Genomic DNA, 26,574 nt, shown 5'->3' on the forward strand with positions numbered 1-26,574 from the left:
CCGCCGCCCTGGTCAGTTTGTTAGGCGGCCATTTTGCCTCAGGTGGGTCAATTTTAAGTCGGCGCTAGTGGGTCAGTATTACTCCGGCGGTGACATTTAAGGATAGGATTTTGCTAATTACAGGGGGGACCGGTTCTTTTGGGAATTCGGTACTCAAACGTTTTCTAAGAACGAATATTAAAGAAATCCGCATCTTCAGCCGGGATGAAAAAAAGCAGGATGACATGCGCAAGCGCTACGCCAATCCCAAGCTCAAGTTCTACATTGGCGATGTGCGGGACTACAACAGCATTCTGAATGCTAGCCGGGGTGTGGATTACATCTACCACGCGGCGGCGCTCAAGCAAGTGCCCTCCTGCGAGTTTCACCCCATGGAGGCGGTGAAAACCAACGTGATTGGCACCGAGAACGTTCTGGAAGCGGCCATTCAGAATGAAGTCAAGCGGGTGGTTTGTCTGAGTACTGACAAGGCGGTTTACCCCATCAACGCTATGGGTATTTCCAAGGCGATGATGGAAAAGGTGATGGTAGCCAAGTCTCGCAATGTGGACCCAAACAAAACCGTGATCTGCGGCACCCGCTACGGCAACGTGATGGCCTCTCGCGGCTCGGTGATTCCGTTGTTTGTAGACCAGATTCGTGCTGGTCAATCCCTCACCATTACCGACCCGAACATGACCCGGTTCATGATGACCCTGGCGGATGCGGTGGACCTGGTACTGTATGCATTCGAGCATGGCAGCAATGGCGATCTGTTTGTGCAGAAAGCTCCAGCGGCCACCATCGAAACCCTGGCCCGAGCGCTGACCGATCTGGTGGGCAAGCCGGACCATCCCATCAATGTAATTGGTACCCGCCACGGCGAAAAACTGTTTGAAGCTCTGCTCAGCCGGGAAGAAATGGCCTGCGCCCAGGATATGGGGGAGTACTATCGCGTTCCACCGGATCTGCGGGATCTGAACTACGGCAAGTTTGTGGAGCAGGGGGAGGAGAAGATCTCCCACACCGAGGATTACAATTCTCATAACACCGAACGCCTCGATGTAGCCGGCATGCAAACCTTACTGCGTAAGCTGGAATTCATTCGTGCCCTGGAACGGGGTGAATACCTCAACACGGAGGAGTGAATCATGCGGGTATTGGTAACCGGGGCTAACGGTTTCATTGGCAAGAATCTGCAACTGCATTTGCGTGAGCGGGGCGGTGTAGACATTGTGCCGTTTACCCGTGAGCACACTGAGGCGGACTTACCTGGCTTGTTGGACAGCGTGGACTGGGTGTTTCACCTGGCGGGCATCAATCGCCCGGAAGACCCTTCGGAATTCGATACCGGCAATGCCGGCCTCACCAAGGCGCTGTGTGACGCGGTAAAAGCAACCGGTCGCAACGTTCCCGTGGTTTACACCTCGTCGATTCAGGTCGAGCGGGATAACGACTATGGTACCAGCAAGCGTGCAGCGGAAGACGCCCTGCTGGAGCTCCAACAATCCACAGATTGTCTGGTTTACATCTACCGCCTGCCCAACGTATTCGGTAAATGGGCACGGCCCAATTACAACTCGGCGGTGGCCACCTTCTGCCACAACATCGCCCGGGATTTTCCGGTGCAGATTAACGACCGGGATGCCGTGATCAATCTGGTGTATGTGGACGACGTAATCGCCAGTTTCCTCCGCCTGCTGAGCGGCGGGCCACAGAACGGCCCGTTTGTAGAGGTGGAGCCGGTATACCAGATTACCGTGGGTGATCTGGCCAGCCAGCTGAACCGCTTTAAAGCCACCCGGGATAATCTGATCACCGAGCCGGTGGGTACCGGGCTGGTACGGGCGCTGTATTCCACCTACGTAAGCTACCTGCCGCCAGAGCGCTTTACCTACACCGTGCCCCAGCATGGCGACGAGCGCGGGGTGTTTGTGGAAATGCTGAAAACCTCGGACGCCGGCCAGTTTTCCTTCTTTACCGCCCACCCGGGCATAACCCGTGGTGGCCATTACCATCACTCGAAAACCGAGAAGTTTCTGGTGATCAAGGGCAAGGCCTGCTTCCGTTTCCGCCACATGCTTACCGGGGAGTTCTACGAGCTGTTCACTGAAGGCAAAAAGCCGGAGATTGTGGAAACCGTACCGGGCTGGACCCACGACATCACCAACGTGGGCGAAGACGAGCTGGTGTGTATGCTCTGGGCCAATGAAATTTTTGACCGGGACAACCCGGATACCTTTGCGTGCCCGGTGGGTACCGAAGCCTGAACGAATCTGGAACTGCCATGAAAAAACTGAAAGTAATGACCGTGGTCGGCACCCGGCCAGAGATTATTCGTCTCTCCCGAGTAATTCCCAAGCTGGATGAGCACTGCGAGCATATTCTGGTGCACACCGGCCAGAACTACGATTTCGAGCTGAACGAAATCTTCTTCCAGGATCTGGGCATCCGCAAGCCGGACCACTTCCTGAGTGCGGCCGGCGCCAGCGGTGCCGAAACCATCGGCAACGTGATTATCGCGGTGGACAAAGTGCTGGCGGAAGTTCAGCCGGAAGCGCTGCTGGTGCTGGGTGATACCAATAGCTGCATGGCGGTTATCCCCGCCAAGCGCCGAAAAATTCCCACCTTCCACATGGAAGCCGGCAACCGCTGTTTTGATATGCGGGTACCGGAGGAGATCAACCGCCGCATTGTTGACCATACGGCTGATATCAACCTTACCTACAGCACCATTGCGCGGGATTATCTGCTGCGCGAAGGTCTGCCGCCGGATCGTGTGATCAAGACCGGCAGCCCGATGTTTGAGGTGCTCAACTACTTCCGTGAAGGTATTGAGGCCTCTGATGTATTGACTCGCCTGGGCCTGGAAGAGGGCAAGTTCTTTATTGTCAGCGCTCACCGTGAGGAGAACGTGGACTCGGACAGAAACTTTCTGGCGCTGGTAACTACCTTGAACGCTGTCGCTGAGAAGTATGGCTATCCGGTAATCGTCTCTACCCACCCGCGTACCCAGAAAAGGGTGGATGCCATGGGGGTGAAGTTCCACGAGAATGTGCGCTTGCTCAAACCGCTGGGCTTCAAGGATTACAACAAGCTGCAGTTGAGCGCCAAGGCTGCGCTGTCGGACAGTGGTACCATCAACGAGGAGGCTTCCATTCTCAATTTCCCGGCGCTGAATTTGCGCGAGGCTCACGAGCGGCCTGAGGGGATGGAGGAAACAGCCGCCATGATGGTCGGTCTCAGTACTGAACGGGTGCTGCAGGGCCTGGCCATTCTGGAAAACCAGAGCCGTGGTGATGAGCGGTCTATGCGTCTGGTTGCTGATTACAGCATGCCGAACGTGGCGGAGAAGGTGGTGCGGATAATCCACAGTTATCGGGATTATGTGATGCAGACGGTTTGGAAGCAGTATGACTGAGGGTAGGAAACTCGTGGCCTATGTAGGCCCTTACAGCTTCCCAAATGGGGGTGCTGCTGCACGAAGGATTTATGGCAACTGTCGTTCGTTGCAATGTGCGGGCTATGATGTGGTGGTTAGCTCCGGCCAGCTTTCCGACTCGCCTATACAAGACTACAACGGAATCCCAGTTGTGTCGTTGAACGAACGGCGGCATGAAAGATTGCCAACGCTGTTGAAGCATTTGATGTACTTTACCGCTGGCCAGAGCACTGTTCGCTGGCTGGAGTCGTTGGAGAGAAAGCCTGATGCGGTCATACTATATAGCGGCTACTCCCCATACCTGATTCGTTTGCTGCCTTGGGCACGTAAAAATAACGTTAAACTAATATTTGATGCTGTTGAGTGGTACGACCCGCCAGGGCTAATATCCAAATTTTTATCGCCATATTTTCTTAATATTGAGTTGGCGATGCGAGTTTTGATCAAGAGGTGTGATGGCTTAATTGTTATTAGCGAGTATTTGAAAAAATACTATATGCCTCATTTTAAAAACATAATAAAAGTCCCGCCGACAGCAAGTTTTGATGTTAATGGTTTTGCCAGTTCGGCTGAGCGTAACGAGCCAGTGACGTTCGTCTACGCAGGCACTCCAGGAAAGAAGGACTCTCTGTCTTCCATTGTTTCTGCCGTTCTGAGTGCTCATGATGCAGGGCGAAATGTTGAGTTACATATAGCCGGTATCTCAAGAGAAAAGCTTAGTGAGTACACTCCGCCGACCGGTTTTAGTCAGGCGGTAATTGATACAGTTGTTAAGTGTCATGGGGTATTGAGTCACAGCGACACTGTGGACCTTGTGGGAAGGTCAGACTATTCAGTAATCATTCGACCGAATATTAGAAGTGTGCAGGCCGGGTTTCCTACGAAGTTTGTGGAGAGCATGGCTCTTGGTACACCTGTTGTAGCGAATATAACAAGCGATCTGGATACCTACCTGGTGGACGGCGTCAATGGGCTAGTCTGTCCTGATTCTGATATTGATAGCTTAGTCAACGTAATTGATAGGGCTGTTGATTTGGCCTTGGATGGGGCTTTGAGGGCGAAGGCTAAAGAAACTGCCGATGCTTACTTTTCGCCAGAGAATTATGCTGAAGAATTTAAAAATCTCATTGGTTAGGTGAAATGACTATTTATAAGAACTTGCTTGGTAAGCTTAAGGGTAATGCCAAAACTTGGCTAATCACGGGTACCGCCGGCTTCATCGGCTCCAACCTCCTCGAACACCTCCTAAAACTAAACCAGCGCGTAATAGGCCTGGACAACTTCGCCACCGGCCACCAAGGCAGCCTGGATGAAGTGCAGTCCTTAGTGTCACCAGAACAGTGGTCCCGCTTCACCTTCATTGAAGGCGATATACGCAATCTGGAAGACTGCCAACAGGCCTGCGAGGGTGTGGACTACGTGCTACACCAGGCCGCCCTGGGCTCCGTACCCCGCTCCCTGAACGACCCCATCACTACCAACGCGGCCAATATTACCGGCTTTCTGAATATGTTGGTGGCAGCGCGGGATGCGGGGGTGAAGAGTTTCACGTATGCGGCGTCCAGCTCTACCTATGGCGACCACCCGGCGTTGCCGAAGGTGGAGGATAACATTGGCAAGCCGTTGTCGCCTTATGCGGTCACCAAGTATGTGAATGAGCTGTATGCGGAGGTGTTCGCCCGCAGTTACGGCTTCAAGGCCATTGGTCTGCGTTACTTCAACGTGTTCGGCAAACGCCAGGACCCCAACGGTGCCTATGCGGCGGTGATTCCGAAATGGACGGCCGCCATGATGCGCGGTGAGGATGTGTTCATCAACGGCGATGGCGAAACCAGCCGGGATTTCTGTTTTATCGAGAATGCGGTGCAGGCTAACCTGCTGGCGGCCACGGCGGAGGATTCTGCCAAGAATGAGGTTTACAACGTGGCGGTGGGTGACCGTACTACGCTGAACGATCTGTTCGCGGCGCTGAAGAGTGCCCTGGCGGAGAATGGTGTGGTGTATGACAAAGAGCCGGTGTACCGGGATTTCCGGCCGGGGGATGTGCGGCATTCCCAGGCGGATATTGGTAAGGCGGCGAGTAAGCTTGGGTATGCGCCGGAGTTTAGGATTCGTGAGGGGATTGCCAAGGCGATGCCCTGGTACTTGAAGAACTAATCTCCTGCCAAGCTGTTTTTGCCACGGACACTCACGGACGCTCACGGACAAGAAAAAATACTTTTTGTCTTTAAGTCTTTCGTCCGTGTAAGTCCGTGAGTGTCCGTGGCTAACAATCTTTATATCTGTAATGGACTAATATCGTGAAAAAAATTGCTGTTATCGGCCTTGGCTACGTAGGCCTGCCCCTCGCCGTTGCCTTCGGAGAAAAGCGCCCGGTGGTGGGTTTTGATATCAACGCCAAGCGCATTGCCGAGCTGAAGCAAGGTGAGGATTTCACCCGTGAAGTCTCCACCGAGGAACTTGCTGCTGCCTCCCTGTTGTCGTTCACCGATTCCTTGGATGACATCGCAGACTGCACGGTGTTTATTGTTACCGTGCCCACGCCCATTGATGACTACAAAACCCCGGACCTCACGCCGCTGGTGAAGGCCAGTGAGAGTGTGGGCAAGGTGCTTAAATCCGGCGATATTGTGATTTACGAATCCACCGTGTACCCGGGTGCCACCGAAGAGGTGTGTGTGCCGGTGCTGGAGCGGGTGTCTGGCCTTAAGTTTAACGAGGACTTCTACGCGGGTTACAGCCCGGAGCGGATTAACCCGGGAGATAAGGAACACCGGGTAACGACCATCATGAAGGTGACTTCCGGCTCTACCCCCGCCATTGCCGAGGAAGTGGATGCCCTGTACGCGGATATCATCACCGCCGGCACCCATAAGGCCAGTTCCATCAAGGTGGCGGAAGCTGCGAAGGTGATTGAGAACACTCAGCGGGATTTGAACATCGCGCTGATGAACGAGCTGGCGATGATCTTCGCCCGGCTGGGTATTGATACTCACGAAGTGCTGGCGGCTGCGGGTACCAAGTGGAACTTCCTTCCGTTCAAGCCCGGCCTGGTAGGCGGCCACTGCATTGGGGTAGACCCGTACTACCTCACTCACAAAGCCCAGGCCATTGGCTACCACCCGGAAATCATCCTGGCTGGCCGCCGCACCAATGATGGCATGGGGCCCTACGTGGCGGCTGAACAGGTAAAAGCCATGATCAAAGCCGGCCACACCATCGCCAATGCCCGGGTGCTGGTAATGGGCTTCACCTTCAAGGAAAACTGCCCGGACTTGCGCAACACCCGGGTGATTGATGTGGTGAAAGAACTGCAAGACTTCGGCTGCCAGGTGGACGTAACCGACTGCTGGGCCGACAGCACCGAGGCGGAGCATGAATACGGCATCAGCCTGACGGAAAAGCCGGAGCAGGGCAGTTACAGCGGAGTGATTATGGCGGTGCCCCACAAAGAATACGCGGCTATGAGTGCCAGTGATATGCGGGGCTATCTGAAGGCGGATGGTGTGTTGTTTGACCTGAAGGGTGTGTTGCCTTTGGGTGAGGCGGATTTGCGGCTTTGAAGACGTTTCTGCTGATTGCCAGTTTCCCTGATTCGCTGATCAAGTTTCGCGGGCCTTTGCTGCGTGCCTTGGTGGCGAAGGGGCTGGATGTGCACGTGGCCGCGCCGGATCTGGCCGATGTGCCGGATATCCGCACCGAGCTGGAAGCACTGGGCATTACCCTGCATGAGATCGGCCTGAAGCGCACCGGTACAAATCCAGTGGCCGATCTGGCTACGGTCGCAGAGCTTTGGCGGTTAATGCGCCGTATTCGGGCGGATTATGTGCTGGGGTACACCATCAAGCCGGTGATTTATGGTTCGTTAGCGGCCTGGCTGGCCTGTGTCCCTAACCGTTTTGCGCTGGTTACCGGGTTGGGGTATGCCTTTACCGGGGAGGCGTCTGGCAAGCGTGGCTTGCTTCGCAGGCTGATTCAGCGGTTGTACCGGTTCGGGCTTTCCAAAAGCCGTAAGGTGTTCTTCCAGAACCCGGATGACGAAGCCCTGTTTCGGCAACTGGGGTTGTTGCCGGCAGACATTCCTTCATGCGTAGTGAATGGCTCGGGTGTGGATGTGGCGGATTATGCGCTGGCACCCTTGCCGGAGAAGCCTTCGTTTCTGCTGATTGCCCGTTTGTTGGGTGACAAGGGCGTGCGTGAATACGCCCAGGCAGCCCGCAAGGTCAAAGCCCAATACCCGGATGCGGTGTTCCAATTGGTGGGCTGGATAGACGACAACCCGGATGCCATCAGCCAGCAGGAGCTGGATGAGTGGGTGAACACGGGTACGGTCGAGTTTCTTGGCAAATTGGCGGATGTTCGCCCGGCTGTTGCGGACTGCAATGTGTACGTGCTGCCCTCGTATCGGGAAGGTACACCCCGCACCGTGCTGGAAGCCATGGCCATGGGCCGGCCGGTGATTACCACCGACGCGCCTGGTTGTCGGGAAACAGTTACGGATGGTGATAACGGGTTTCTGGTGCCGGTAAAGGCCGTGGATGAGTTGGCTGCGGCGATGGTTAAGTTTTTAGAGAACCCGGAGCTGGTGGCTGGTATGGGTGAACGCTCACGGCTGGTGGCGGAGCAGAAGTACGATGTGCATCGGGTTAATGAGTTTATGTTGGGGGAGATGGGGATTAAGTGATTTCCCTCTAGTGCTAAAGATACAGCTACGTGTTAATGTTTATATTAACAAGGTCGTTTGAGTGGATAATGAGTTCAAGGATGAAATAACGGGCAGCGCATTTCGGGTTGTCCACTGCGAAGGTGCCAGGGAAAGTTTTGAGCAGGCACTCAAGCGAGTTGAGGCTCGGAAAAGCGGCTCTTTTCGAAGAGGCATGGTTCAGCAGATTCAGCGCCTTGCCGATGGCCACAAGATGAGTAGCGAAAACTTTCCGATTGAAGGCGAGCTGCCCAAGAAGCTGAATGGAGAGAGTGCTGGCCATTTTCGGGCGTTAAAGCGTATTCCTGTTCGCGGTTACTGCTGGCGCTCTGAGTGTTGTGAGAACACCTGGTTTATCAGCCATTACGTTTACAAGGATTATCAGAAGCTGAAAGCCAGAGATACAGAAAGACTGGGCAAAAACTGGATACGAATTGAGGTGAATGGAGATGAGCGCTAAAGAGTTGTTTTACGGCGCCGGGCACGAATTCAGTCGCGCAGAAGCGCGGGCCTATGCCAGGGAAGATCTTATTTATAACGTGACGGAAGATTTGTTGGTGCAGATGGAAGAGCTTGGCGTTACCAAGCTGGAACTGGCGCGCCGGTTGGGGAAATCCCGCTCTTATGTCACTCAAATGCTCAGCGGCGCCCGGAATATGACGTTGGGGACTTTGTCTGATATTTGCTTTGAGTTGGGTATAACACCGCAGGTAGGTTTTGGCGTTGAAGCTGCTGAAACCAGGGAGCTGGGGGTTCAGCGGGATGACAATCCGGTTTGGGAGCCCAGTGACAATGGTGTTTGTTACGACGTGATTCAGGTTTTGGGCGAGAACGTGATTGATATGCGCGATCCTGGCCAATGGGAGAAAGTGGCCTGATGTCTGATGATCTGGAAACAGCGCTCAAAGAATTGCGAGTGTTAGAGGTGCGTTTGCGCAACGCCAATGTACGGCTGGTTGATGAGCTTGAACCCCAGGAACTCAAAAACCGCGCGATGGAAGTTCAGGGCTTGCGAGGCGTGGGCAAGATTAAAGAAATCGCCCTGAAAGAGGGTGAAGAAGACTGGTGGGAGTATAACTTTTTCTACGCCGCCGGTGCCCGGTTGGTGGAGAAGGAAAAAGATGGTGACCCCTTGGTGGAAATCCACGCCACGTTTAATGCGGTTTATCGTTCCCGTGAAAAGCTGAGCCAGGAGGCTGTAAAGGCGTTCTCTCAGGAGCATGTGGGCTATCACGTTTGGCCCTATTGGCGGGAGTTTGTGCAATCACATTGCACCCGCCTTGGCATTGCGCCGATTCGAATTCCCTTTTATCGCATAGGATCAGATGCCTGATGTTGAAACGGATTTTTGATGTTGTTGCTTCCGGTATCGGGCTTTTAGTGCTTTCTCCTGTGATCTTGGTAGTTGCTGTTCTCATCCACCGCAAACTCGGCTCCCCCGTACTCTTCCGCCAAACCCGCCCTGGCCTGAACGGTAAGCCGTTCGAGATGGTGAAGTTCCGCACTATGCTGGATGCCACCGACAAGCACGGCAACCCCCTGCCGGATGACCAGCGCATGACACCGTTCGGTAGCTTTCTGCGCGCCACCAGCCTGGATGAATTGCCAGAGCTGTGGAATGTGTTGAAGGGTGATATGAGCCTGGTTGGTCCGCGGCCATTGCTGATGGAATACCTGCCGCTGTACTCGAAAGAACAATACCGCCGCCACGAGGTTCGCCCGGGTGTAACGGGCTGGGCCCAGGTGAATGGCCGCAATGCGATTTCCTGGGAAGACAAGTTCCGGCTGGATGTGTGGTATGTGGACAATCAGTCGCTTTGGCTGGATGTGAAGATTCTGTTCCTTACGGTGAAGAAGGTGCTGGTTCGGGACGGGATTAGTGGGGAGGGTGAGGTGACGATGTCTAAGTTTACCGGGAGCAAAGATTGATGCGCCTCGCCATTCTCGGTGCCAGTGGCCACGGCAAAGTGGTGGCGGATGCCGCCGGGCTGGTTGGCTGGGATGAGGTGGTGTTTTTTGATGATGCCTGGCCGGAGCTGACGAGGAATGGACCTTGGGCGGTTTTAGGCGACACCGCTGCTTTGCTTGAAGGTGTTAAGGGGTTCGATGGCGTTGTTGTTGCCATTGGACATAACGGGATTCGCCAGGTCAAGCAGCGTGAGTTGGCGGCTTCGGGGGGGCGGCTGGTGTCTATTGTTCACCCCGCTGCGCTAGTTAGTGAGTATGCGGTGGTTGGCGCTGGCTCTGTGGTATTCGCTAATGCCGTCATTAACGCCTGCGCGGGAGTGGGTGAGGGCTGTATTGTGAATACCGGGGCAGTGGTGGAGCATGATTGTGAGATGGGGGACTTCGCCCATGTTAGCCCGAATGCGGTGTTGGCTGGTGGGGTGAAGATTGGTGCGCAGGCTTGGGTTGGTGCCTGTGCTTCGGTTCGGCAGTTGATAGAGGTGGGTGAGGGCGCTGTGGTTGGCATGGGCGCTGTTGTGACCAAAGATGTTCCGCCGGGGGTTACGGTGGTGGGTAACCCGGCCCGGGTGTTGGGGGCATCTATTTAAGTTCTAATGTCTAAACTAGGAGTCTGCGCGGCAGAAGCTCGTTTCTGGCATAATAAACCGAAAATTTTTCGGCAACAGGACGTCTGATGGGAACCACTTTCCGCCCGTACTCGCCCGACCAGGAATTGCTCCTTCCCCCAAGCCTGAACGAGTGGCTGCCTGATGGCCACCTGGCCTATTTTGTCAGTGATGTTGTCGAGGAGCTGGATTTGAGTGCGTTTTACGCCCGCTACGAAGGCAACGGTCGGCGTAACTCGCCGTTCGATCCGCGGATGATGCTGAAGGTTCTTATTTACGCCTACGCCACCGGCGTATTCTCCTCACGCAAGATTGCCCGGAAGTTGGAGGAAGACGTCGCCTTTCGGGTTCTGGCTGCGGGTAATTTTCCCAAGCACCGCACGATCTGTGATTTCCGCAAACACCATCTGGTCGCCTTCAAGGCCATCTTCATTCAAGTCGTACGGATTGCCCGGGAGGCGGAGCTGATCACGCTGGGAACACTGGCGATTGATGGCACAAAGATTCGGGCTAATGCCAGTAAGCACAAGGCCATGAGCTATGGCCGCATGGGCGAGGAAGAAGATCGTTTATCGAAAGAGATCGATGGGCTATGTCGTCAGGCCCGTCGAACGGATGAGTCGGAAGATCGGCAGTTCGGCCCGGATCAGCGGGGTGATGAGCTACCTGAGGAGTTGCAGTACCGACAGGCGCGACTGGACAAGATCCGCGCTGCCAAGGAGAAATTGGAAGCGGATCAGAAAGCGCGGGATACAGCCAAAGGCCGGCACCCGGACGATGATCGCCGCCCACCCCGCGGTGGCCGGAACTTCAAGCGAGATTACGGGGTGCCGGACGACAAAGATCAAAGCAACTTTACCGACCCGCAAAGCCGGATTATGAAAACGGCGGATGGGTTCCAGCAATGCTACAACGGCCAGTTGGCCGTGGATGGTGAATTCCAACTGATTGTCGCTAATCATCTGGGCAGCAATGCCAGTGATCAGGGTCGCCTGATACCGCTACTGGATGACGTGAAAGACATCCTGAAAACCTATCCGCAACAATGCCTGGCCGATGCCGGTTACCGTAAAGAAGACGACTTACAGTCCCTGGAGGACAAAAGGATCGACGGTTATGTCTCGCTGCGTCGGGAAGGGAAAAAGAGCGCAGAGATAGACGCGAGCGGTTATCCCGCCACGTCACGGATGGCCGAGAAGCTGGCCACCGCGACGGGGCGATCGGTTTACGCCCGGCGCAAGTATCTGGTTGAGGCGGTTAATGGCTGGATCAAGCATATTCTGGGCTTCCGGCAGTTCAGCCTGAGGGGGCTTAATGCCGTGCAAGGCGAATGGGATCTGGTCTGCCTGTCGCTTAACCTCAGGCGGATGAGTTCGCTGATGAGGCTGACATAGGCGATCTGAGGCGGCGTGCTGGGCCGTGCTGAGTGGTCGGGCTACGGTTGTGAACTTGCCTATAACCGTCTTGATTGCCTAGACAGAAAATCGTGACTCTATCCGGTTGGATACTGCGCCTATACTCTCGGGCACAACCGTGATTCGGCGCGGCGGAGGCACTTGCTCAAAACACTTCTGCCGCGCAGACTCCTAGGCTTGCTGAATCTACCGACGATTGATCAGCTGAAACGAATGCTGAAGGTTGCTGATCCTGATTCCGGCTATGTACACCCTGGCTATCAGGCCATGGGGCTGTACGTAGACGATATGGAGGCTCAACATGCCATCGTCAATCGTCAGGGGGAGGTGCAGTTCAACACTGGGGTTGAATTTCCGGACCTGGTGTATCGGGGGCAAGTTGAGGAGTTCACTCCCTGCGTGCCGGGCCTCGGCCGGTTGCGTCGCCTTGAGGACAAGTTGGTAGCGGTTTGTCGCAATGTGGCGTTTGAGGATGTGATTCGTGCACACCCATACGTTAAGTATTGCGCCAGTCAGTATTTTAATGGGCGCCCATTGCACATCAATTTCCAGGGTGTCGCACAGCATTACGGTTTTCATACCGACATGCTGGATGTGACCAGCAACTTCGATGTCGCCACGTTTTTCGCGTGTTGTGAGTGGAATGATGATGCGGGGTGTTATCTGCCTGTTGTCGCAAGGGAGGCACCGGGCATTATCTACAGTGTTGAGCCTGCATTTTACAGTATGGGCTTGGTTGAATTGGCGGCGGAGTTTAGCTTCGTTGGTTGGCAGCCCTTACCCCGCCCAGCTCAACAACGTGCAAGCGCTTTCATCTTGCCGGCAAACCAGTGTTTCGCGAGTTTGCCGGGGGTCAGTAAACATTATTTTCGGCATGATGAACAATCTGCTGAGGCGATTTGGCGTGCATTTGATGGTGGTGATGTACTTTTCCCCGAAGATGAGGCCGCGGAGTTAAGCCGGTTAGCTCAGGACCTTGGTGTCGTCACAACGAGCCAGCTTGCCCGGGCCTGGCAGATTCTGGAAACCTGGGAAGGGATTGGCTTTAAGAAAAAGCGACGGAAAGGTGCATTTAAAGCCAGTGGTCTGAAGATTGTTGAAACGGCACAGCTAAACTGGACTCGGTTTAATTTGCCGTCAAAGCCGGAAAAGCTTCAGGACAGACTGAATTCTGAGTTGGATAATGTTCGGTTTCGGATGGCTTACACGCCGCCGGCGTGACTGCCGGATGACACGGACATTCTCCGGATGCATTCCAGGAGGTGATCGCCAAGATTGCCGCCTGGTTGGTTTGGTAAGCCTTACTTGCTTTGTCTGTGTGGGTCCGTGAGTGTCCGTGGCTAGAAAAAGGGTTTCCTATTAACTCCAGGGAGGGAGATGTAGGCGCTGGCGGTTGGTATTTGGCGCTGGCAGAAGGGTGGGGTCATACCCCTGCGGGGTACGACCCCTTTGTAGCCTGGTTGGTTTGGTAAGCCTTACTGGCTTTGTCTGTGTGGGGCCGTGGCTAGAAAGCCGTCCTCCTGAGGTGTAAGTGGTGGTTATGGTGTTGATTAAAAATTGGTGGTGGTTATAGTAACCACTAAGGCAAAAGGATTTGCATGAGAAGTTCTGAAGTTAAAAAGAGGCTCGAGAAAGATGGATGGGAGCTTGTCCGTGTGACGGGCAGTCACCACCACTTTAAACATCCCGATAAACCAGGGTTGGTTACGCTACCGCACCCGAAATCCGAAATTCCAAAGGGTACTCTGAGAAGTATCTGGAAACAGGCGGGGTGGAAGTAAATGTTTCGGTATAGGATGCCAAAAGCGGAGGTATTGGCTATGCGCTTTCCAGTTGCGCTTCACACAGATGATGGCAAGCAGTTTGGTGTGACGGTGCCGGATATTCCGGGCTGTTTTTCTGCTGGCGACAGTGAAGATGAAGCTTTGGACAATGCCAGGGAGGCGATTCTGGGGCATCTGGAACTGCTGGCGGAGATGGGCGAGGAGATCCCCGCCGCTCAGGCGATTGCAGTGCACAGGAGCGATCCTGACTTTGACGGTGCTATCTGGGGCTTTGTTGAAGTTGATATTACGCCGTTTCTTGGCAAGGCAGAGAAGATCAATATCACGGTACCGAGCCTGGTGTTGAAGCAGATTGACCGGTATGTGCAGGAGCACCCGGCTGAGGCTAGATCCCGATCGGCGTTTCTAGCAGAGGCGGCGCTCGAGAGGATGCGAAAAGGGCATTGAAAGGCTAGAAAAAGGAGTTTCCAATTAACTCCAGGGAGTAAGGAAGCACTATGAAGAACATCATCATTTGTCCGGAATTTGCGTCACAATGTCTGACAACGTAAGACAAGTGGAGCGCATCATGAAAACCGAGATGCTTAGCACCCGTATAGACCACGACACCAAGGTTGCGTTCTCGCACATTTGTGAAGAGGTTGGCCTTAGCCCTTCACAGGCCATCAAATTGTTTGCCCGTGCGGTTATTAATCACGGCGGCATCCCCTTTGAGATCAAGGTGCCTCAGCCGAACGAAACAAGCATTGCTGCGATGCAGGAACTCAGGGAAGGGAGGGGGCACCGCGCGGAGTCGCTGGATAGCCTGTTAGAAGAGCTCACGGATGGCAAAATCGCGCATGCACAGCCTTGAATACTCAACCCAGTTTAAAAAAGACTTCACAAGAAAAGGAATTCCAACTAACGCCAGGGAGGGAGATGCAAATGCCGGTAGTGTTTAGATATCAAGGATTCAAGTTCTTTTTCTACTCTAACGAAGGCAATCCTTTGGAACCGGCCCATATTCATGTGCGCTCTGGAGGAAAAGAAGCCAAATTCTGGCTGGTGCCGGATATATCCCTTGCAAGAAATGACGGTTTTGATGCCCGCACTATTCGGGTACTGTTAGAGGTGGTGCAGGCAAATCAGAAGCTTTTGGAGGATGCGTGGCATGACTATTTCGCCTGAGAAAGTCTGGTTTGATGAGGATAACCTTTGGGTGCTGTTGTCTGATGGCCGAACGGTTGGTGCGCCGCTGGTTTGGTTCCCCCGTTTGTTGAACGCTGATAGTGCCAGCCGCAAGGAGTTTGAGCTGAGCGTTCATGGTATCCATTGGGATGCCCTGGATGAAGACATCAGCGTGCAGGGACTGTTGGCTGGGTTGGGGGATCAGACTCACCCAAAGCGTGAGAGTGTGGCTTAGTTTGTCAGGTTAACCCGTGAGGCGCTGGCAGAAGGGTGGGGTCATACCCCTGCGGGGTACGCCCCCTTTGCAGCCTGCTGGATAGGTGCGCCATACCGTAAGGATTCAAAATGGGCGGCCCCACCTCCTTCTTGTCGGCTGGCCCCAAACCTGTATTGCTTTGTCCGCGGATGTCCGTGTGCGTACGTGGCAAAAATAACCATAAGCATTTCTTTTCTCCCCGCTTTTAGCGACATTCAAATTTCAAACGACAAACAGAGTAACCATGCTAAACGGACCTTTTTCCCCCTGGCCTTCGTTTTCAGAAGAAGAGGCCAATGCAGTGCGCGATGTGCTTCTCTCCAATAAGGTGAATTATTGGACAGGCCAGGAGTGCCGCGAGTTTGAGCGGGAGTTTGCGGAGTTTGCGGATTCTGAATACGCCATCGCCCTGGCCAACGGTACGGTGGCGCTGGATCTGGCGTTGAAAGCGCTGGGTATTGGTGAGGGCGATGAGGTGGTGGTTACGCCGCGCACCTTCCTGGCGTCTGCCTCCAGTATCGTTACCGCCGGTGCGGTGCCGGTGTTTGCGGATGTGTGCCCGGATTCCCAGAACATTACACCGGAATCCGTGCGTAAGGTGATTACCCCCCGTACTCGAGCCATTGTATGCGTGCACCTGGCGGGCTGGCCGTGCGACATGGACGGCTTTATGGCGCTGGCAGACGAGTTTGGTCTATACGTTATTGAGGACTGTGCCCAGGCCCATGGTGCCCGTTATAAGGGGCGCTCGGTGGGCTCCATTGGCCATGTGGGCTGTTGGTCGTTCTGCCAGGACAAGATCATGACCACTGGTGGCGAGGGTGGCATGGTGACCACAAATGACAAGGCTCTGTGGTCTAAGATGTGGTCATATAAAGATCATGGTAAGAGTTGGGATGCGGTGTATGAGCGGGAACACCCGCCGGGTTTTCGTTGGTTGCATGATTCGTTTGGTACAAACTGGCGGATGACGGAAATGCAGGCGGTGATTGGCCGCATTCAGCTGGGCATGATGGCTCAGTGGCACGAGGCTCGCACCGCCAATGCGGAACGTATTTGGGCTGCCTGTCGTGAGCTTTCTGGGTTGCGGGTGCCGGAATTTGCTTGTGATGGGGGCTGTGACGCCCGGTGTGCCGATGAAAATGGCTGTTATCACGCCCACTATAAATGCTATGTACAGGTGAAGCCGGAGCAATTGGCGCCAGGGTGGAGCCGGGATAGGATTGTGGATGAGGTTAGTGCCCGTGGTGTGCCGTGTTTTCAGGGGTCTTGCTCTGAGGTTTACCATGAGAAAGCCTTTGATGGCACAGGTTGGCGGCCGGTTACGCCGTTGAAGGTGGCGCAGGAGTTGGGGGAGACTAGTTTGATGTTTTTGGTGCACCCCACGCTGACAGAGGCAGAAATTAATAAAACCTGTCGAGTATTGCGTGAAGTTATGGATTTGGCTGTAAGTTAGCATTGTTTCTGGTCTAAGGACGGTATCCATGTTTCAAAAATTCTTGAATTTGCCGCGGTTCCATAAGCGAGTGATTTCCGTCACTGCCGATGTGGTGGCGCTGTTGTTTGCCTTGTGGGCGGCGTTTTCTTTGCGGTTTGAGCAGCAGTTCTGGGTGCCTAGCCAGGAACAGGCGGTGCTGTCGGTGATCACGGTGGTGTTCACCATTGGGGTGTTTGTGCGCCTGGGGTTGTATCGTGCTGTGGTTCGGTATTTGAGTGACCGGGCATTCTTGACCGTCGTTGGCGGTGTGGTGGCGTCGGCTGTGGCGTTGATTTTGTTGGGGTACTGGCTGAATGTGGCGGTGCCGCGGTCTGTGCCGGTTATTTATGCGGCACTGGCGTTTATTTTTGTGTCTGGCAGCCGGATGTCTATCCGCATGTTGGTGATGCGGCCGTCGCGCCATGACAAGGAGCGGGTAGCCATCATCGGTGCCGGAGAGACCGGTTTGCAGCTATGCCAGGCGCTGGAGCAGGGCACGGAATATCAGCCGGTGATGTTCGTGAGTTTTCTGAAGGCCAATCATCGGGCGTTGATTAACGGTGTGCCGGTTTACGACATCGGTCATATCGAGCAGGCCGTTCATAGGCACCGGGTTAAGCGCCTGCTGTTGGCGTTGGATGTGGATTCCGGGGTAGATCGCAAGCGGTTGTTGAAACAGTTGGAGCCCCTGGCCATTCCGGTGCAAACGGTGCCCAGTATGTCTGAGCTGATTGCCGGGCAGAAGCGCATTAACGATATTCGGGATCTGGAAATTGAGGATTTGCTGGGGCGCGACCCGGTGCGGCCCGATAACGCCCAGGTGGCGGCCAGCTTGTATGGCAAAGCGGTAATGGTAACCGGCGCCGGAGGCTCCATTGGCTCCGAGCTGTGCCGACAGATTATTCATCACCGGCCCCGGGTGTTGGTGTTGTTTGAGCAATCCGAGTTTTCGCTGTACAGCATCGAGCGGGAGCTGCAGGCAATCAATATCATTGAAGGCCTGGGGGTGGAGATTCACCCGCTGCTGGGTAATGTGGCCCACCGCCGCCGGTGTGAGTCTGTTATGCGTGCGTTTGCGATTCAGACGGTTTATCACGCGGCGGCTTATAAGCATGTGCCCCTGGTAGAACACAACATCATTGAAGGCGTGCAGAACAATGTGTTCGGTACCTGGCATACGGCAGAGGCCGCCATTGCCACAGGTGTTGAGCGTTTTGTGCTGATCTCGACTGACAAAGCCGTTCGGCCCACCAATGTCATGGGCGCCTCTAAGCGAATGGCGGAGCTGGTGTTGCAGGGCTTGGCCCAGCGCCAGTCCGGCACCGTGTTCTCTATGGTGCGGTTTGGCAATGTGCTGGGGTCTTCTGGCTCTGTGGTGCCGCTATTCCGTGACCAGATACGTGATGGCGGCCCGGTAACCGTGACGCACCCGGATATTATCCGCTATTTCATGACCATTCCCGAGGCCAGCCAGCTGGTGCTGCAGGCTGGCAGTATGGGCCTGGGAGGCGAGGTGTTCGTGCTGGACATGGGGGAACCAGTAAAAATCGCCGACCTGGCCCGCAAGATGATTCACCTGATGGGCCTGGAGGAGAAAACGGAAGCCAATCCTGGTGGGGACATTGAGATTGTGTTCTCTGGCCTGCGGCCGGGTGAGAAGTTGTTTGAAGAGTTGCTGATTGGGGATAACCCACAGGGCACGGCGCACCCGCGGATTATGATGGCGCGCGAGGTTTCGCTGCCTTGGGCAAAGGTGTCGGATTTGCTGGGTGAGTTTTCGCGCGCTAGCCAGGCGTTTAACTGTGAGGCTGTTGTGCGATTGTTAAAAGAGGCTAATACCGGATATTCGCCGAACGGTGATTTGGCGGATTTGGTTTGGTGTAATGGTCCGCGAGACGTGAGCAGCGATCTTGGCGGAGCTCGCGTGTTACATTTGTAGATTGGTGAGAATTTTATCAATAGTTTATGTGTGTTAACAATATGTCTGATTGTTGAAATAAAGAGTAAAGAATTTCGTGGTATAATCGCGCAAAATTTTTAGGTTGTGCCATGAATTATTCTCTAATCATTCTTGCTATTGTCATGTTGTCGGTGGTGGCGAGTGCCGCGTGGCTGACGGTAGCGGTTCGCTCATGGGCTGTCCGTCGTAACGCTTTGGTGCAGCCTAGCGAGCGGTGCTCTCATTCGATTCCCACACCCCATGGCGGCGGAATTGCAATCGCGGCGATTTCTATTCTGTTGGGTATTCTTTTTTCCATTCTGGATTGGGTGCCTGACGCCTCTATGCTCGCGTTTATAACGTTGGGCTTCGTGATGCTTGCATTGGGCGTTTGGGATGATTTTGGTGACGTATCTGCAAAGTTTCGGTTGGTTCTGCATTTTGTAGTAACTGTGATCGGGCTTTGGTCTGTTCCAAAGTTACCAGTATTATCTGTATTCGGTTACACAATAGATGCCTCCTCAGCGTTTGTTCTTTGGCCATTATTGATTTTGGCGTGGGTTTGGTTAATTAATCTCTATAACTTCATGGATGGCATTGACGGCCTTGCTGCTGTGCAGGCAATTGTTCTTTTTGGTGGTATGGCGCTGAACTTCTGGTTCATGGGAGAGGTGCGCTGGAGCTGGATGAGCGCGTTTATGCTGGCGGCCGTATTGGGCTTTGCGATTTTGAACTGGCCCCCCGCAAAAATCTTCATGGGTGATGGAGGAAGTGGCTTTCTAGGATTTGTAATCGGTTTTCTCATGTTGTTGTCGGCATCCCAGACAAACGTGAGTTTGTGGAGCTGGATTATTTTGCTGACCCTTTTTGTTGCAGATGCGTCTGTTACATTGATTACTCGCATATTGACGGGGCAGAATCCGCTGCAGGCGCATAATCTTCACGCTTATCAAAAGCTTTCCAGGCGATGCGGTCGGCACCTGCCCGTGACTTTGGGCTATGGCGCATTCATGCTGTTTGCTTTGGTTCCTCTGTCGATGATGGCAAATGTCTTTCCCCATTCGGGGCCGATACTGTTCCTGCTGGTGTTTTTAGTTTCATGTGGTTTCATGGTGCATGTTGGCGCCGGGAAGCTCGAGCCTAGCCGTGTCTGAAGGCGTTGGTTCAAACCTTCCTCTGGTGCTTATTACCGGTGCCAACGGTTTTGTCGGCTCCCGTTTAGCACCTTGGCTTGCCAGTAGCGGCAAATTCCGTGTGCGTACGTTGTCCCGGTTCCGGAATTTTAGTTTCCCTGAGCAGGTTGATCAGTCCGTGGTGGCCCATCCATTTGACGCAGCCGTTTTGGCAGGGGCTGTTAACGGCGTGGATGTCGTTATCCATTGTGCGGGGCGAGCCCATGTTATGGGCGATGCGGCAGGGAGTTCCTTGCAGTCCTATCGAGATATTAACGTTGATTACTCATTGCGGCTGGCACGAGCCGCAGTGAGCGCAGGTGTAAAGCGTTTTATCTACCTTAGTTCTGTAAAAGTAAATGGGGAGTGCACGGATGGTAGGGCTCCGTTCCACCCGCTTGACACACCAAAGCCCGAAGACGCCTATGGGCTCTCCAAGTGGGAAGCTGAGCAGGCCTTAAGTGAAACGTTGGGTGATCAGTGTGAGCTTGTGGTGGTGCGTCCACCGCTGATCTATGGCGAGGGAGTAAAAGGAAATTTCGCCCGCTTACAGGCGGCCATAATTGCTCGAAGGCCTTTGCCGCTCGGGCTTTTGAAGAACAATCGAAGCCTGATTTCTCTTCCGAACCTCGTAGACTTTATTGAGTGTTGCCTAACGCATCCGCAAGCTGCGGGCAGGGTATTCATCCCTTGCGACCAGCGGGATTTTAGTGTTCGCGAAATGGTTCGTCAGTTGGCTTACACCAACAATGTGCGACCTTTACTGCTTCCCGTACCAGTTTGGTGTTTGAAGCTTGCAGGTAGACTTCTTGGGCGAAGTGAGGCGGTTGGTCGGTTATGTGGTTCGCTGCGGGTAGACCATGCACATACGGCCGATTGGCTCGGGTGGTCGGCCCCATTTACACCGTTTGAAAAGACGAGCTAATGATAAACCTGGGATCTGGCACGGACCGGCTTCGTCTTTTGTTTAAGCAGGCTGGAACGTTGTTTACGGGAAATATCTTTGCCGGCGTTCTGGGCTTAGTCGCTTTTTTACTGACCGCTCGACATTTGGGGGCCGAGAATTTTGGCGCTCTGGCATTGATCACGACGTATGCGGTGATCGTTGATAAGCTGATTAATTTTCAATCTTGGCAGACGCTTATCAAGTTTGGCGCGGGTATGGTTCCTGAGACGATAGGCTCTCTTAGCCTTTCCCGCTTGGTCTCATTTTGTCTGATGGCAGACCTGATCAGCGCAGTCGCTGCCGCTGCTATGGGCTTTTTCCTGGTTCAATTTGTAGGGGTATTACTCGGCTGGTCTGAGACCGTGCTGGCGGGTGCCAGGTGGTTTTGTCTGGTGGTGCTTTTCAATGTAACGGGTGCGGCTACCGGGCTGTTGCGTATTGCAGGGCTATACCGGTTGTTGGCCGCGCACTTAGTGCTCGCGAACGCTTGTCGGTTAGTTGGCGTGGCGGTGGGCATTGCCTTGGGCGCCGGCATGACCTGGTTTCTTTGGGTGTATGGCCTTTCTATGTTGCTCGGGTATGCCGTCATTATGTTTGGGGGCCTATCCATTGCCCGTAGATGGGAGTTGGGGCTGGTAACCAGCACGTATTCCTATTTCAAGCAGTACCTGTCTTTTTTGGTTTGGACGAATCTTTCCTCGGTTCTGACGGTCCCCGTCAAGCACTTTGATGTGATGGTTGTTGGCGCTGTGTTAAGCGAAGCTGCAGCTGGTCAGTTTAAGGTTATCCGTCAGGTTGGCCAACTGTTGGGGCAGATATCGTCACCGTTGTATCAGGCAGTTTATCCGTTCTTGTCGCGTGATGTCGGAGAGGGTAAAGCCCAGTCGGGTATTCGTCTTGCCCGGGACAGCGGCTATTTGGTTGTGGTTTTGGCCGTCCCCTTGGGGCTGATGGTTTCAGTACCCGGTATCTGGTGGATACCTTCGGTTTTGGGGGAAAGCTACACTGGGTTGGTCGCACCATTGGTTGTTTTTTCAGTGTTGAGTGCGTTAAGTCTGGGGGCAGGTGTTGTTCACCCATTATTCCTCTCCCTCGGGTTTGCACGAGAGACCGTCATCATTCTGTTGTGTACGACGCCAGTATATCTTTGGTTACTTTGGTATTTGACTGGTGTTATGGGACTAATGGGCGTTGTTCTGGCTTTTGGAATAGAGTTCTTTTCTGTGGTTGCGATCAAGCTCTTAATCATACAGCGTTGGGGTAATCGAGGTGCGCGCGTTGGTTGATTTGCACTTCGTGATGCCGGGCGCCAGTCAACTTTCCTTAGCGGCCGACCCTGACTATGACTGGAGATCATTCGGCCGCAGCGAACCCGCTTGGTCTCTACAGTCTGCAATTTTTCTTGCCCGGGCTGGCGCCAGGGTGACTCTGGACTCGACGCCCAGGGAAGACGCGATTAATTTTATACCCGCATCCATGATGATGGGCCGACGTTTGGGGAGTGAGCGGTGCTACACGGTTTCTTTGGCGGCTGACAAGACTTTGATTCCCTGGGCCCATGCCCATATTGTCCAGAATGCAAGCCAGCGAGGTTTTAATCGCTATTGGTTGCATCATTGGCCACAGCCGGGGCTCATACCACGAGACCCTGAACGTGGTTGTAATGTCAAGACTGTGGGTTTTGCCGGTTTGCCTGTGAACAGCGGTTTATCCGATGGGGCTCTGGCCTCTGTCTGCAAGTACTTCGGGCTTTCTTTCCGACAACTATCACCGAGCGATTGGAACGACTATTCCAATGTGGATGTTTTGGTTGGTGTTCGTGATTTTTCTGGGGGGCGGTATCCGCGAAAGCCAGCGAGCAAACTGTTCAACGCCTGGTTGGCAAACACGCCATTTATTGGTGGAGTTGATTCGGCCTATGAACAGGTTGGTAAGCCAAGCGTGAATTACCTACAGGTTCGGACGTTGGATCAGTTTGAAAAAGCGCTAGAGAGCCTTGTAACAGATGCTGCGCTATACAATAGCCTCACCAGTCATGGCAGAGCGGCGAGTGAGATCTGTTGCCGGCAAGCGATTGTTGAATCTTGGATGCGTTTGGCAGAGTTGCTTGAGTCTGATTTTCGTCGCTGGCGGCGATCGTCTATGGCTGTGAGAGCGACGGGAGCAGTGATTCGAGGAACTCGGGTTAGATTGGAGCGATTGCGTTTTCCGGGAGGGGCGCGGTGAGATTGGTGTATGTTGCCAACTCAATCATACCGTCGCGGGCGGCGAACAGCGTACACGTGATGAAAATGTGCGATGCATTTGCCTCTCTTGGGTATGAGGTAATCTTGGTGGTGCCAGAGGTGACACCGATAAACGAGGCCGATCTGTTCGATGGCTATGGCGTATCGCGGAGCTTCAGTATTGTTCGACTCCCTTGGGTGAAAATGCCGGGGCGGGGTTGGTGGTTTGCGTTGCAGGCTTTCTTCGCGATCAAAAGACTGAAGGCGGTGCGGGTATACGGCCGTCACTTGCCCTCCCTGGTACTGCCATCACTGGTGGGCCTTCCAACAGCATACGAGGCGCATGCTCCGATTTCTGAGACAATGGGTAAGGCTGGTAGTTTCTGCCTCAGAGTGCTTTGCAGTGCTCGAGGATTTCGTAAGTTGGTTGTAATCTCCGATGCCCTCGCAGGTTGGTACAAGAATAATACCCAGTTAGGGGGAAATGACATTCAGGTAGCCCACGATGCCGCCAGTCCAGCCGTAAACTCTCAGGTATCTACCCTCAATAGGCGTTCCGAGGAGTCATTTGAACTGGGGTATGTTGGCCAGCTCTACGCTGGCAAAGGCATGGAGATGATTGCGGCCATCGCGGAAAAAAGGCCTCTATTTAAATTTACGATCGTTGGCGGGGACGAAGGAGATATACAGCAATGGCGAAAACATTTGCAGCACCTGGATAACGTCCGTTTTACGGGATTTTTGCCCCAAGCTGAGGCCATTTCGTTGATTGAGGGGTTCGACGTAGTTCTGGCGCCGTATCAGAAACGAGTAACAACGGCTGGCGGTGGAGGCGATATTTCCCGCTGGATGTCGCCTTTGAAGATTTTCGAGTACATGTCTGCCGGCAAGCCGATTGTGGCATCGGATCTTTCGGTGCTTCGGGAGGTACTGAATGATGGCGATAACGCGTTACTTTGCGAACCCGAAGACCCTGATCATTGGTGTGAGGCGATCGATATGTTGCATAGGGAAAGCGAGCTATGCGATCGCCTTGGTACCAAAGCACGGAGTGACTTCTTGAAGAAGTTCACGTGGGAGGCGCGTGCCCGAAGTATATCAATGGGTGTTTTTGATGATGCGCTCTGAACATGTCTGGGTTTTCATTAGTGATATGGGCCAGGGAGGCGCACAAAAGGTTTGTAGCACTCTGGCCTCTGAGCTAGACAAGCAGGGTCGGAAGATTGGTTTGTTGACATTGCGCGGTGATGAGGGTGATTGGCCGCTGCCAGAAGCCCTGGCGTTCCAATCCTTCCGCTGCCACCACGCCCGATCGGTTTTGCCCCGTTTGATTCGTTGGGTTCGATCCACGAGACCTGAAGTAGTCTTGGTATTTAATCACCAACTGGCGGTTCTTTTGATTGTTGCGCGTGCAATCTCCGGGGTAAAGATGCGCATTGTCGCCCGGAACATAAGTAACCTGTCGGAGAAGTATGCGAGGGAGGGGGCAATCTGGCACCGGCATATAGTGAATCCGCTGGTAAAGCTTGTTTATCGGAGGGTTGATGCGGTTGTGGCGCAATCCCGAGGCATGGCTGGAGACCTTGTTGAGAATTACGGTTTTCCTGAACATAAGATTAAGTTGATTCCGAACCCCGTTGAGTTCAAGACTGTTGACGCTAGGCGTAACGAGTCGCGTCATCTTGGTTGCGAGTTTCTATTCGTTGGCAGGTTGGAGCCAGTAAAAAACCTACCCTTTCTGTTAAGTGCGTTCTCTAGGCTCAGAAAACGAATGGGCGATGCCAGGCTTACAATCCTTGGAGAAGGTTCGGAACAACCGAAGCTGGAGGAACTCTGTAAGGTGCTGCAGATCTCGAATAGCGTCTGTTTTTCAGGATGGCAAAACCCCGACCGTTTCTATGAGTCCTGTGATGTGACCCTGCTTACCTCACATTATGAGGGCTTTCCCAACGTTCTGATCGAATCCATGGCTCATGGAAAGCCGGTTGTATCTGTTGACTGCCCTTCAGGCCCGGATGAAGTAATCCAAGCGGGGGTGAACGGTTTTCTGGTCGGGCGTGGACAGATTGATAAGTTTGTTGATTGCATGGAGAGAGCTGCCCACTGGAATTGGAAGCCAGATGATATTGCCAGTACCGTCTCCCGTTTCGCGGTGGATTCCGTTGCCCGCTCCTATTGGGATCTGCTTAGCGGGAGTGAACCATGCAGGAACCCTTGAAGGCAATGGTCGTACCGATATCGCGTTTTCAAGAAAAGCTGGTTGAGTACCCTGTCCTGGCCAGATACTTTTTGGGCGTAATAGGATTTCTTTATCTTATCCCCGTGGCCTTCAACGGTTTGCCTGGTTACACAACCCGCTGGGTGGGCGGTTTCGGGGTGTTGTTACTGCCGTGGCTACTCCGTGGTCGTTGTTGGAACGGAGCATTTCAATGGTTTTTTGTCTTGTTTCTCGGCCTGATGCTGTATCTCGCGGCTCTGTATGGTGTAACGGGAAGCCAGGATTATAGGGTATTCAAAGACATTGCGCTTATTGGGATACAGCTGTTTCCGGGCGCATTGTTAATTGCCATTGTCCTGTCCTCACTTGAGGAAGACTATGATTTTATTATGGATATTCTGTTCTGGGGCATGGTGTTTTATGGATCGACTGTTGTCGTCGGTGCACTTTGGGTTGATGCGAGAGAGTGGTTTGCCCTGTTTACTGTCAATCACTCCAACATAGCGGACACGAGTGCCCGCGCTCGCGGCCTATTGAACGCCAGCGGTGCCGGCACGTCTGCTCTCATTGCCCTGGCGTTTTTTGCCGGATGGTTGCGTTTCGAGCAAGCCAAAGCGCTCCGGGAAAAGCTAATGCGCTTGATAGGAATGGCGATTCTTTTCTCGGCTTGTCTGGTTGCCGGAAGAACAGGATTGATCCTCATAGCGATCACAGTGGTAGGTTTCGGATATCGTTATCTGCTAAACCAGAAATCGGCGGGAATACAGGTGGTTTTGTTTGGTGGTGCTGCCGGTGTCTTCGGGTTGTTGGTTCTTAACTGGATTGGTCTATTTAATATCCGGAGATTGGACGATTTTTATTATCTGTTTTCCGGGCAATGGGATGTTGGTATTTGGAAAGCGTTTTCTTCGTTTGTACTATGGCCCAATTCGTGGAGTGGCGTTTTTTGGGGCGATCCCTCCTCGTATGAGCTGAACCGCATTCCCAGTGATTTGGGATATATTCGTCTGCTCTGGGCGATGGGAGTGTTAGGCTCTATCCTGTATTACGTATTCATACTCTCTCTCTTTTTACTTGCCTTCAAAGGCGCGAGCAAAGACAGGCACAGGATTTTCATTTCTACTCTGTGTTTGTGGCTGTTCTTTATTCATTTCAAAGAGCCCTTTTTATTAGACCAACGTTTCTTGGCTCTGGCCGTGTTGACGTTTGTGGTTTTTACGATGCCCTTTGGAAAGTCATCCAAGCCTGATGAAAGCGTTGAGAGGTAAGTCATTAATAT

General features: G+C 53.6%; 28 protein-coding genes. All 28 read left to right on the forward strand.

What is annotated here, in order from left to right:
* Positions 1-89 precede the first annotated feature (89 nt).
* The 28 genes from ABIE59_RS18050 (at position 90) to ABIE59_RS18185 (ending at position 26,563) form a co-directional block, all read left to right on the forward strand.
* Positions 90-1,127, forward strand: coding sequence for a polysaccharide biosynthesis protein (locus ABIE59_RS18050; protein WP_354449013.1), 1,038 nt, complete (start codon positions 90-92; stop codon positions 1,125-1,127).
* 3 nt (positions 1,128-1,130) lie between these two features.
* Complete coding sequence (gene wbjC / locus ABIE59_RS18055; RefSeq protein ID WP_354449015.1) at positions 1,131-2,249, forward strand: UDP-2-acetamido-2,6-beta-L-arabino-hexul-4-ose reductase; 1,119 nt, start codon at positions 1,131-1,133, stop codon at positions 2,247-2,249.
* 17 nt (positions 2,250-2,266) lie between these two features.
* Positions 2,267-3,400: a non-hydrolyzing UDP-N-acetylglucosamine 2-epimerase gene (gene wecB, locus ABIE59_RS18060; RefSeq protein ID WP_354449017.1), complete on the forward strand. Its 1,134-nt coding sequence runs from the start codon at positions 2,267-2,269 to the stop codon at positions 3,398-3,400.
* Positions 3,393-4,556 (forward strand): glycosyltransferase, encoded by a 1,164-nt coding sequence (locus ABIE59_RS18065; protein ID WP_354449019.1) that lies wholly within the window; start codon positions 3,393-3,395, stop codon positions 4,554-4,556. Before wecB ends, ABIE59_RS18065 begins: the two co-directional genes overlap by 8 nt.
* A 5-nt stretch (positions 4,557-4,561) precedes the next feature.
* Positions 4,562-5,578, forward strand: a complete 1,017-nt coding sequence (locus ABIE59_RS18070) for an NAD-dependent epimerase/dehydratase family protein (RefSeq protein WP_354449021.1) — start codon at positions 4,562-4,564, stop codon at positions 5,576-5,578.
* Positions 5,579-5,721: 143 nt separating this feature from the next.
* On the forward strand, positions 5,722-6,984 hold the full coding sequence (gene tviB, locus ABIE59_RS18075) for a Vi polysaccharide biosynthesis UDP-N-acetylglucosamine C-6 dehydrogenase TviB (RefSeq protein ID WP_354449023.1): 1,263 nt from the start codon (positions 5,722-5,724) through the stop codon (positions 6,982-6,984).
* Positions 6,981-8,105, forward strand: coding sequence for a glycosyltransferase family 4 protein (locus ABIE59_RS18080; protein WP_354449025.1), 1,125 nt, complete (start codon positions 6,981-6,983; stop codon positions 8,103-8,105). The genes tviB and ABIE59_RS18080 overlap by 4 nt, the downstream gene beginning before the upstream one ends.
* Positions 8,106-8,166: 61 nt before the next feature.
* Positions 8,167-8,583, forward strand: a complete 417-nt coding sequence (locus tag ABIE59_RS18085) for a hypothetical protein (RefSeq protein ID WP_354449027.1) — start codon at positions 8,167-8,169, stop codon at positions 8,581-8,583.
* Positions 8,573-9,001 (forward strand): helix-turn-helix transcriptional regulator, encoded by a 429-nt coding sequence (locus ABIE59_RS18090; protein WP_354449029.1) that lies wholly within the window; start codon positions 8,573-8,575, stop codon positions 8,999-9,001. The genes ABIE59_RS18085 and ABIE59_RS18090 overlap by 11 nt, the downstream gene beginning before the upstream one ends.
* Complete coding sequence (locus ABIE59_RS18095) at positions 9,001-9,456, forward strand: hypothetical protein (RefSeq protein WP_354449031.1); 456 nt, start codon at positions 9,001-9,003, stop codon at positions 9,454-9,456. The genes ABIE59_RS18090 and ABIE59_RS18095 overlap by 1 nt, the downstream gene beginning before the upstream one ends.
* Positions 9,456-10,052, forward strand: a complete 597-nt coding sequence (locus ABIE59_RS18100; protein ID WP_354449033.1) for a sugar transferase — start codon at positions 9,456-9,458, stop codon at positions 10,050-10,052. Before ABIE59_RS18095 ends, ABIE59_RS18100 begins: the two co-directional genes overlap by 1 nt.
* The gene (locus tag ABIE59_RS18105; protein ID WP_354449035.1) at positions 10,052-10,678 is read left to right on the forward strand and encodes an acetyltransferase; all 627 of its coding nucleotides are present in this window, start codon (positions 10,052-10,054) and stop codon (positions 10,676-10,678) included. The genes ABIE59_RS18100 and ABIE59_RS18105 overlap by 1 nt, the downstream gene beginning before the upstream one ends.
* A gap of 86 nt (positions 10,679-10,764) precedes the next feature.
* Positions 10,765-12,090 (forward strand): IS1182 family transposase, encoded by a 1,326-nt coding sequence (locus ABIE59_RS18110; RefSeq protein ID WP_230716015.1) that lies wholly within the window; start codon positions 10,765-10,767, stop codon positions 12,088-12,090.
* A 162-nt stretch (positions 12,091-12,252) separates the two neighbouring features.
* On the forward strand, positions 12,253-13,332 hold the full coding sequence (locus tag ABIE59_RS18115) for an FRG domain-containing protein (RefSeq protein WP_354449037.1): 1,080 nt from the start codon (positions 12,253-12,255) through the stop codon (positions 13,330-13,332).
* A 377-nt stretch (positions 13,333-13,709) separates the two neighbouring features.
* Positions 13,710-13,892, forward strand: a complete 183-nt coding sequence (locus ABIE59_RS18120; RefSeq protein WP_354449039.1) for a type II toxin-antitoxin system HicA family toxin — start codon at positions 13,710-13,712, stop codon at positions 13,890-13,892.
* A 39-nt stretch (positions 13,893-13,931) separates the two neighbouring features.
* Positions 13,932-14,342 (forward strand): type II toxin-antitoxin system HicB family antitoxin, encoded by a 411-nt coding sequence (locus ABIE59_RS18125; protein WP_199006534.1) that lies wholly within the window; start codon positions 13,932-13,934, stop codon positions 14,340-14,342.
* Positions 14,343-14,463: 121 nt separating this feature from the next.
* On the forward strand, positions 14,464-14,748 hold the full coding sequence (locus ABIE59_RS18130) for a type II toxin-antitoxin system RelB/DinJ family antitoxin (RefSeq protein WP_354449041.1): 285 nt from the start codon (positions 14,464-14,466) through the stop codon (positions 14,746-14,748).
* Between the two features lie 71 nt (positions 14,749-14,819).
* Positions 14,820-15,062 carry a DUF4160 domain-containing protein gene (locus ABIE59_RS18135; protein ID WP_354449043.1) on the forward strand — a complete coding sequence of 81 codons (243 nt, stop codon included), beginning with the start codon at positions 14,820-14,822 and terminating at the stop codon, positions 15,060-15,062.
* Positions 15,046-15,297 carry a DUF2442 domain-containing protein gene (locus tag ABIE59_RS18140; protein ID WP_354449045.1) on the forward strand — a complete coding sequence of 84 codons (252 nt, stop codon included), beginning with the start codon at positions 15,046-15,048 and terminating at the stop codon, positions 15,295-15,297. The genes ABIE59_RS18135 and ABIE59_RS18140 overlap by 17 nt, the downstream gene beginning before the upstream one ends.
* Before the next feature lie 265 nt (positions 15,298-15,562).
* Positions 15,563-16,774 (forward strand): DegT/DnrJ/EryC1/StrS family aminotransferase, encoded by a 1,212-nt coding sequence (locus ABIE59_RS18145; protein WP_354449047.1) that lies wholly within the window; start codon positions 15,563-15,565, stop codon positions 16,772-16,774.
* A gap of 28 nt (positions 16,775-16,802) precedes the next feature.
* Positions 16,803-18,734 carry a polysaccharide biosynthesis protein gene (locus ABIE59_RS18150; RefSeq protein WP_354449049.1) on the forward strand — a complete coding sequence of 644 codons (1,932 nt, stop codon included), beginning with the start codon at positions 16,803-16,805 and terminating at the stop codon, positions 18,732-18,734.
* A gap of 110 nt (positions 18,735-18,844) precedes the next feature.
* The gene (locus ABIE59_RS18155; RefSeq protein ID WP_354449051.1) at positions 18,845-19,888 is read left to right on the forward strand and encodes an MraY family glycosyltransferase; all 1,044 of its coding nucleotides are present in this window, start codon (positions 18,845-18,847) and stop codon (positions 19,886-19,888) included.
* On the forward strand, positions 19,881-20,831 hold the full coding sequence (locus ABIE59_RS18160) for an NAD-dependent epimerase/dehydratase family protein (protein WP_354449053.1): 951 nt from the start codon (positions 19,881-19,883) through the stop codon (positions 20,829-20,831). The genes ABIE59_RS18155 and ABIE59_RS18160 overlap by 8 nt, the downstream gene beginning before the upstream one ends.
* Complete coding sequence (locus tag ABIE59_RS18165; protein ID WP_354449055.1) at positions 20,831-22,138, forward strand: lipopolysaccharide biosynthesis protein; 1,308 nt, start codon at positions 20,831-20,833, stop codon at positions 22,136-22,138. Before ABIE59_RS18160 ends, ABIE59_RS18165 begins: the two co-directional genes overlap by 1 nt.
* The gene (locus ABIE59_RS18170; RefSeq protein WP_354449057.1) at positions 22,131-23,078 is read left to right on the forward strand and encodes a hypothetical protein; all 948 of its coding nucleotides are present in this window, start codon (positions 22,131-22,133) and stop codon (positions 23,076-23,078) included. Before ABIE59_RS18165 ends, ABIE59_RS18170 begins: the two co-directional genes overlap by 8 nt.
* A 5-nt stretch (positions 23,079-23,083) precedes the next feature.
* Positions 23,084-24,205 (forward strand): glycosyltransferase family 4 protein, encoded by a 1,122-nt coding sequence (locus tag ABIE59_RS18175; protein ID WP_354449059.1) that lies wholly within the window; start codon positions 23,084-23,086, stop codon positions 24,203-24,205.
* Positions 24,162-25,295 carry a glycosyltransferase gene (locus tag ABIE59_RS18180; protein ID WP_354449061.1) on the forward strand — a complete coding sequence of 378 codons (1,134 nt, stop codon included), beginning with the start codon at positions 24,162-24,164 and terminating at the stop codon, positions 25,293-25,295. The genes ABIE59_RS18175 and ABIE59_RS18180 overlap by 44 nt, the downstream gene beginning before the upstream one ends.
* The gene (locus ABIE59_RS18185) at positions 25,280-26,563 is read left to right on the forward strand and encodes a hypothetical protein (RefSeq protein WP_354449063.1); all 1,284 of its coding nucleotides are present in this window, start codon (positions 25,280-25,282) and stop codon (positions 26,561-26,563) included. The genes ABIE59_RS18180 and ABIE59_RS18185 overlap by 16 nt, the downstream gene beginning before the upstream one ends.
* The last annotated feature ends 11 nt before the right edge of the window (positions 26,564-26,574 follow it).

The organism is Marinobacter sp. MBR-99, from assembly GCF_040547575.1.
Taxonomy (GTDB): domain Bacteria; phylum Pseudomonadota; class Gammaproteobacteria; order Pseudomonadales; family Oleiphilaceae; genus Marinobacter.

Excerpts from the sequence above, each read along its gene's own strand:
- wbjC (WP_354449015.1), top strand. The coding sequence starts at position 1,131 with ATGCGGGTATTGGTAACCGGGGCTAACGGTTTCATTGGCAAGAATCTG.
- wecB (WP_354449017.1), top strand. The coding sequence starts at position 2,267 with ATGAAAAAACTGAAAGTAATGACCGTGGTCGGCACCCGGCCAGAGATT.
- ABIE59_RS18065 (WP_354449019.1), top strand. The coding sequence starts at position 3,393 with ATGACTGAGGGTAGGAAACTCGTGGCCTATGTAGGCCCTTACAGCTTC.
- ABIE59_RS18070 (WP_354449021.1), top strand. The coding sequence starts at position 4,562 with ATGACTATTTATAAGAACTTGCTTGGTAAGCTTAAGGGTAATGCCAAA.
- ABIE59_RS18090 (WP_354449029.1), top strand. The coding sequence starts at position 8,573 with ATGAGCGCTAAAGAGTTGTTTTACGGCGCCGGGCACGAATTCAGTCGC.
- ABIE59_RS18095 (WP_354449031.1), top strand. The coding sequence starts at position 9,001 with ATGTCTGATGATCTGGAAACAGCGCTCAAAGAATTGCGAGTGTTAGAG.
- ABIE59_RS18100 (WP_354449033.1), top strand. The coding sequence starts at position 9,456 with ATGTTGAAACGGATTTTTGATGTTGTTGCTTCCGGTATCGGGCTTTTA.
- ABIE59_RS18105 (WP_354449035.1), top strand. The coding sequence starts at position 10,052 with ATGCGCCTCGCCATTCTCGGTGCCAGTGGCCACGGCAAAGTGGTGGCG.
- ABIE59_RS18110 (WP_230716015.1), top strand. The coding sequence starts at position 10,765 with ATGGGAACCACTTTCCGCCCGTACTCGCCCGACCAGGAATTGCTCCTT.
- ABIE59_RS18120 (WP_354449039.1), top strand. The coding sequence starts at position 13,710 with ATGAGAAGTTCTGAAGTTAAAAAGAGGCTCGAGAAAGATGGATGGGAG.
- ABIE59_RS18125 (WP_199006534.1), top strand. The coding sequence starts at position 13,932 with ATGCGCTTTCCAGTTGCGCTTCACACAGATGATGGCAAGCAGTTTGGT.
- ABIE59_RS18130 (WP_354449041.1), top strand. The coding sequence starts at position 14,464 with ATGAAAACCGAGATGCTTAGCACCCGTATAGACCACGACACCAAGGTT.
- ABIE59_RS18135 (WP_354449043.1), top strand. The coding sequence starts at position 14,820 with ATGCCGGTAGTGTTTAGATATCAAGGATTCAAGTTCTTTTTCTACTCT.
- ABIE59_RS18140 (WP_354449045.1), top strand. The coding sequence starts at position 15,046 with ATGACTATTTCGCCTGAGAAAGTCTGGTTTGATGAGGATAACCTTTGG.
- ABIE59_RS18145 (WP_354449047.1), top strand. The coding sequence starts at position 15,563 with ATGCTAAACGGACCTTTTTCCCCCTGGCCTTCGTTTTCAGAAGAAGAG.
- ABIE59_RS18150 (WP_354449049.1), top strand. The coding sequence starts at position 16,803 with ATGTTTCAAAAATTCTTGAATTTGCCGCGGTTCCATAAGCGAGTGATT.
- ABIE59_RS18155 (WP_354449051.1), top strand. The coding sequence starts at position 18,845 with ATGAATTATTCTCTAATCATTCTTGCTATTGTCATGTTGTCGGTGGTG.
- ABIE59_RS18165 (WP_354449055.1), top strand. The coding sequence starts at position 20,831 with ATGATAAACCTGGGATCTGGCACGGACCGGCTTCGTCTTTTGTTTAAG.
- ABIE59_RS18185 (WP_354449063.1), top strand. The coding sequence starts at position 25,280 with ATGCAGGAACCCTTGAAGGCAATGGTCGTACCGATATCGCGTTTTCAA.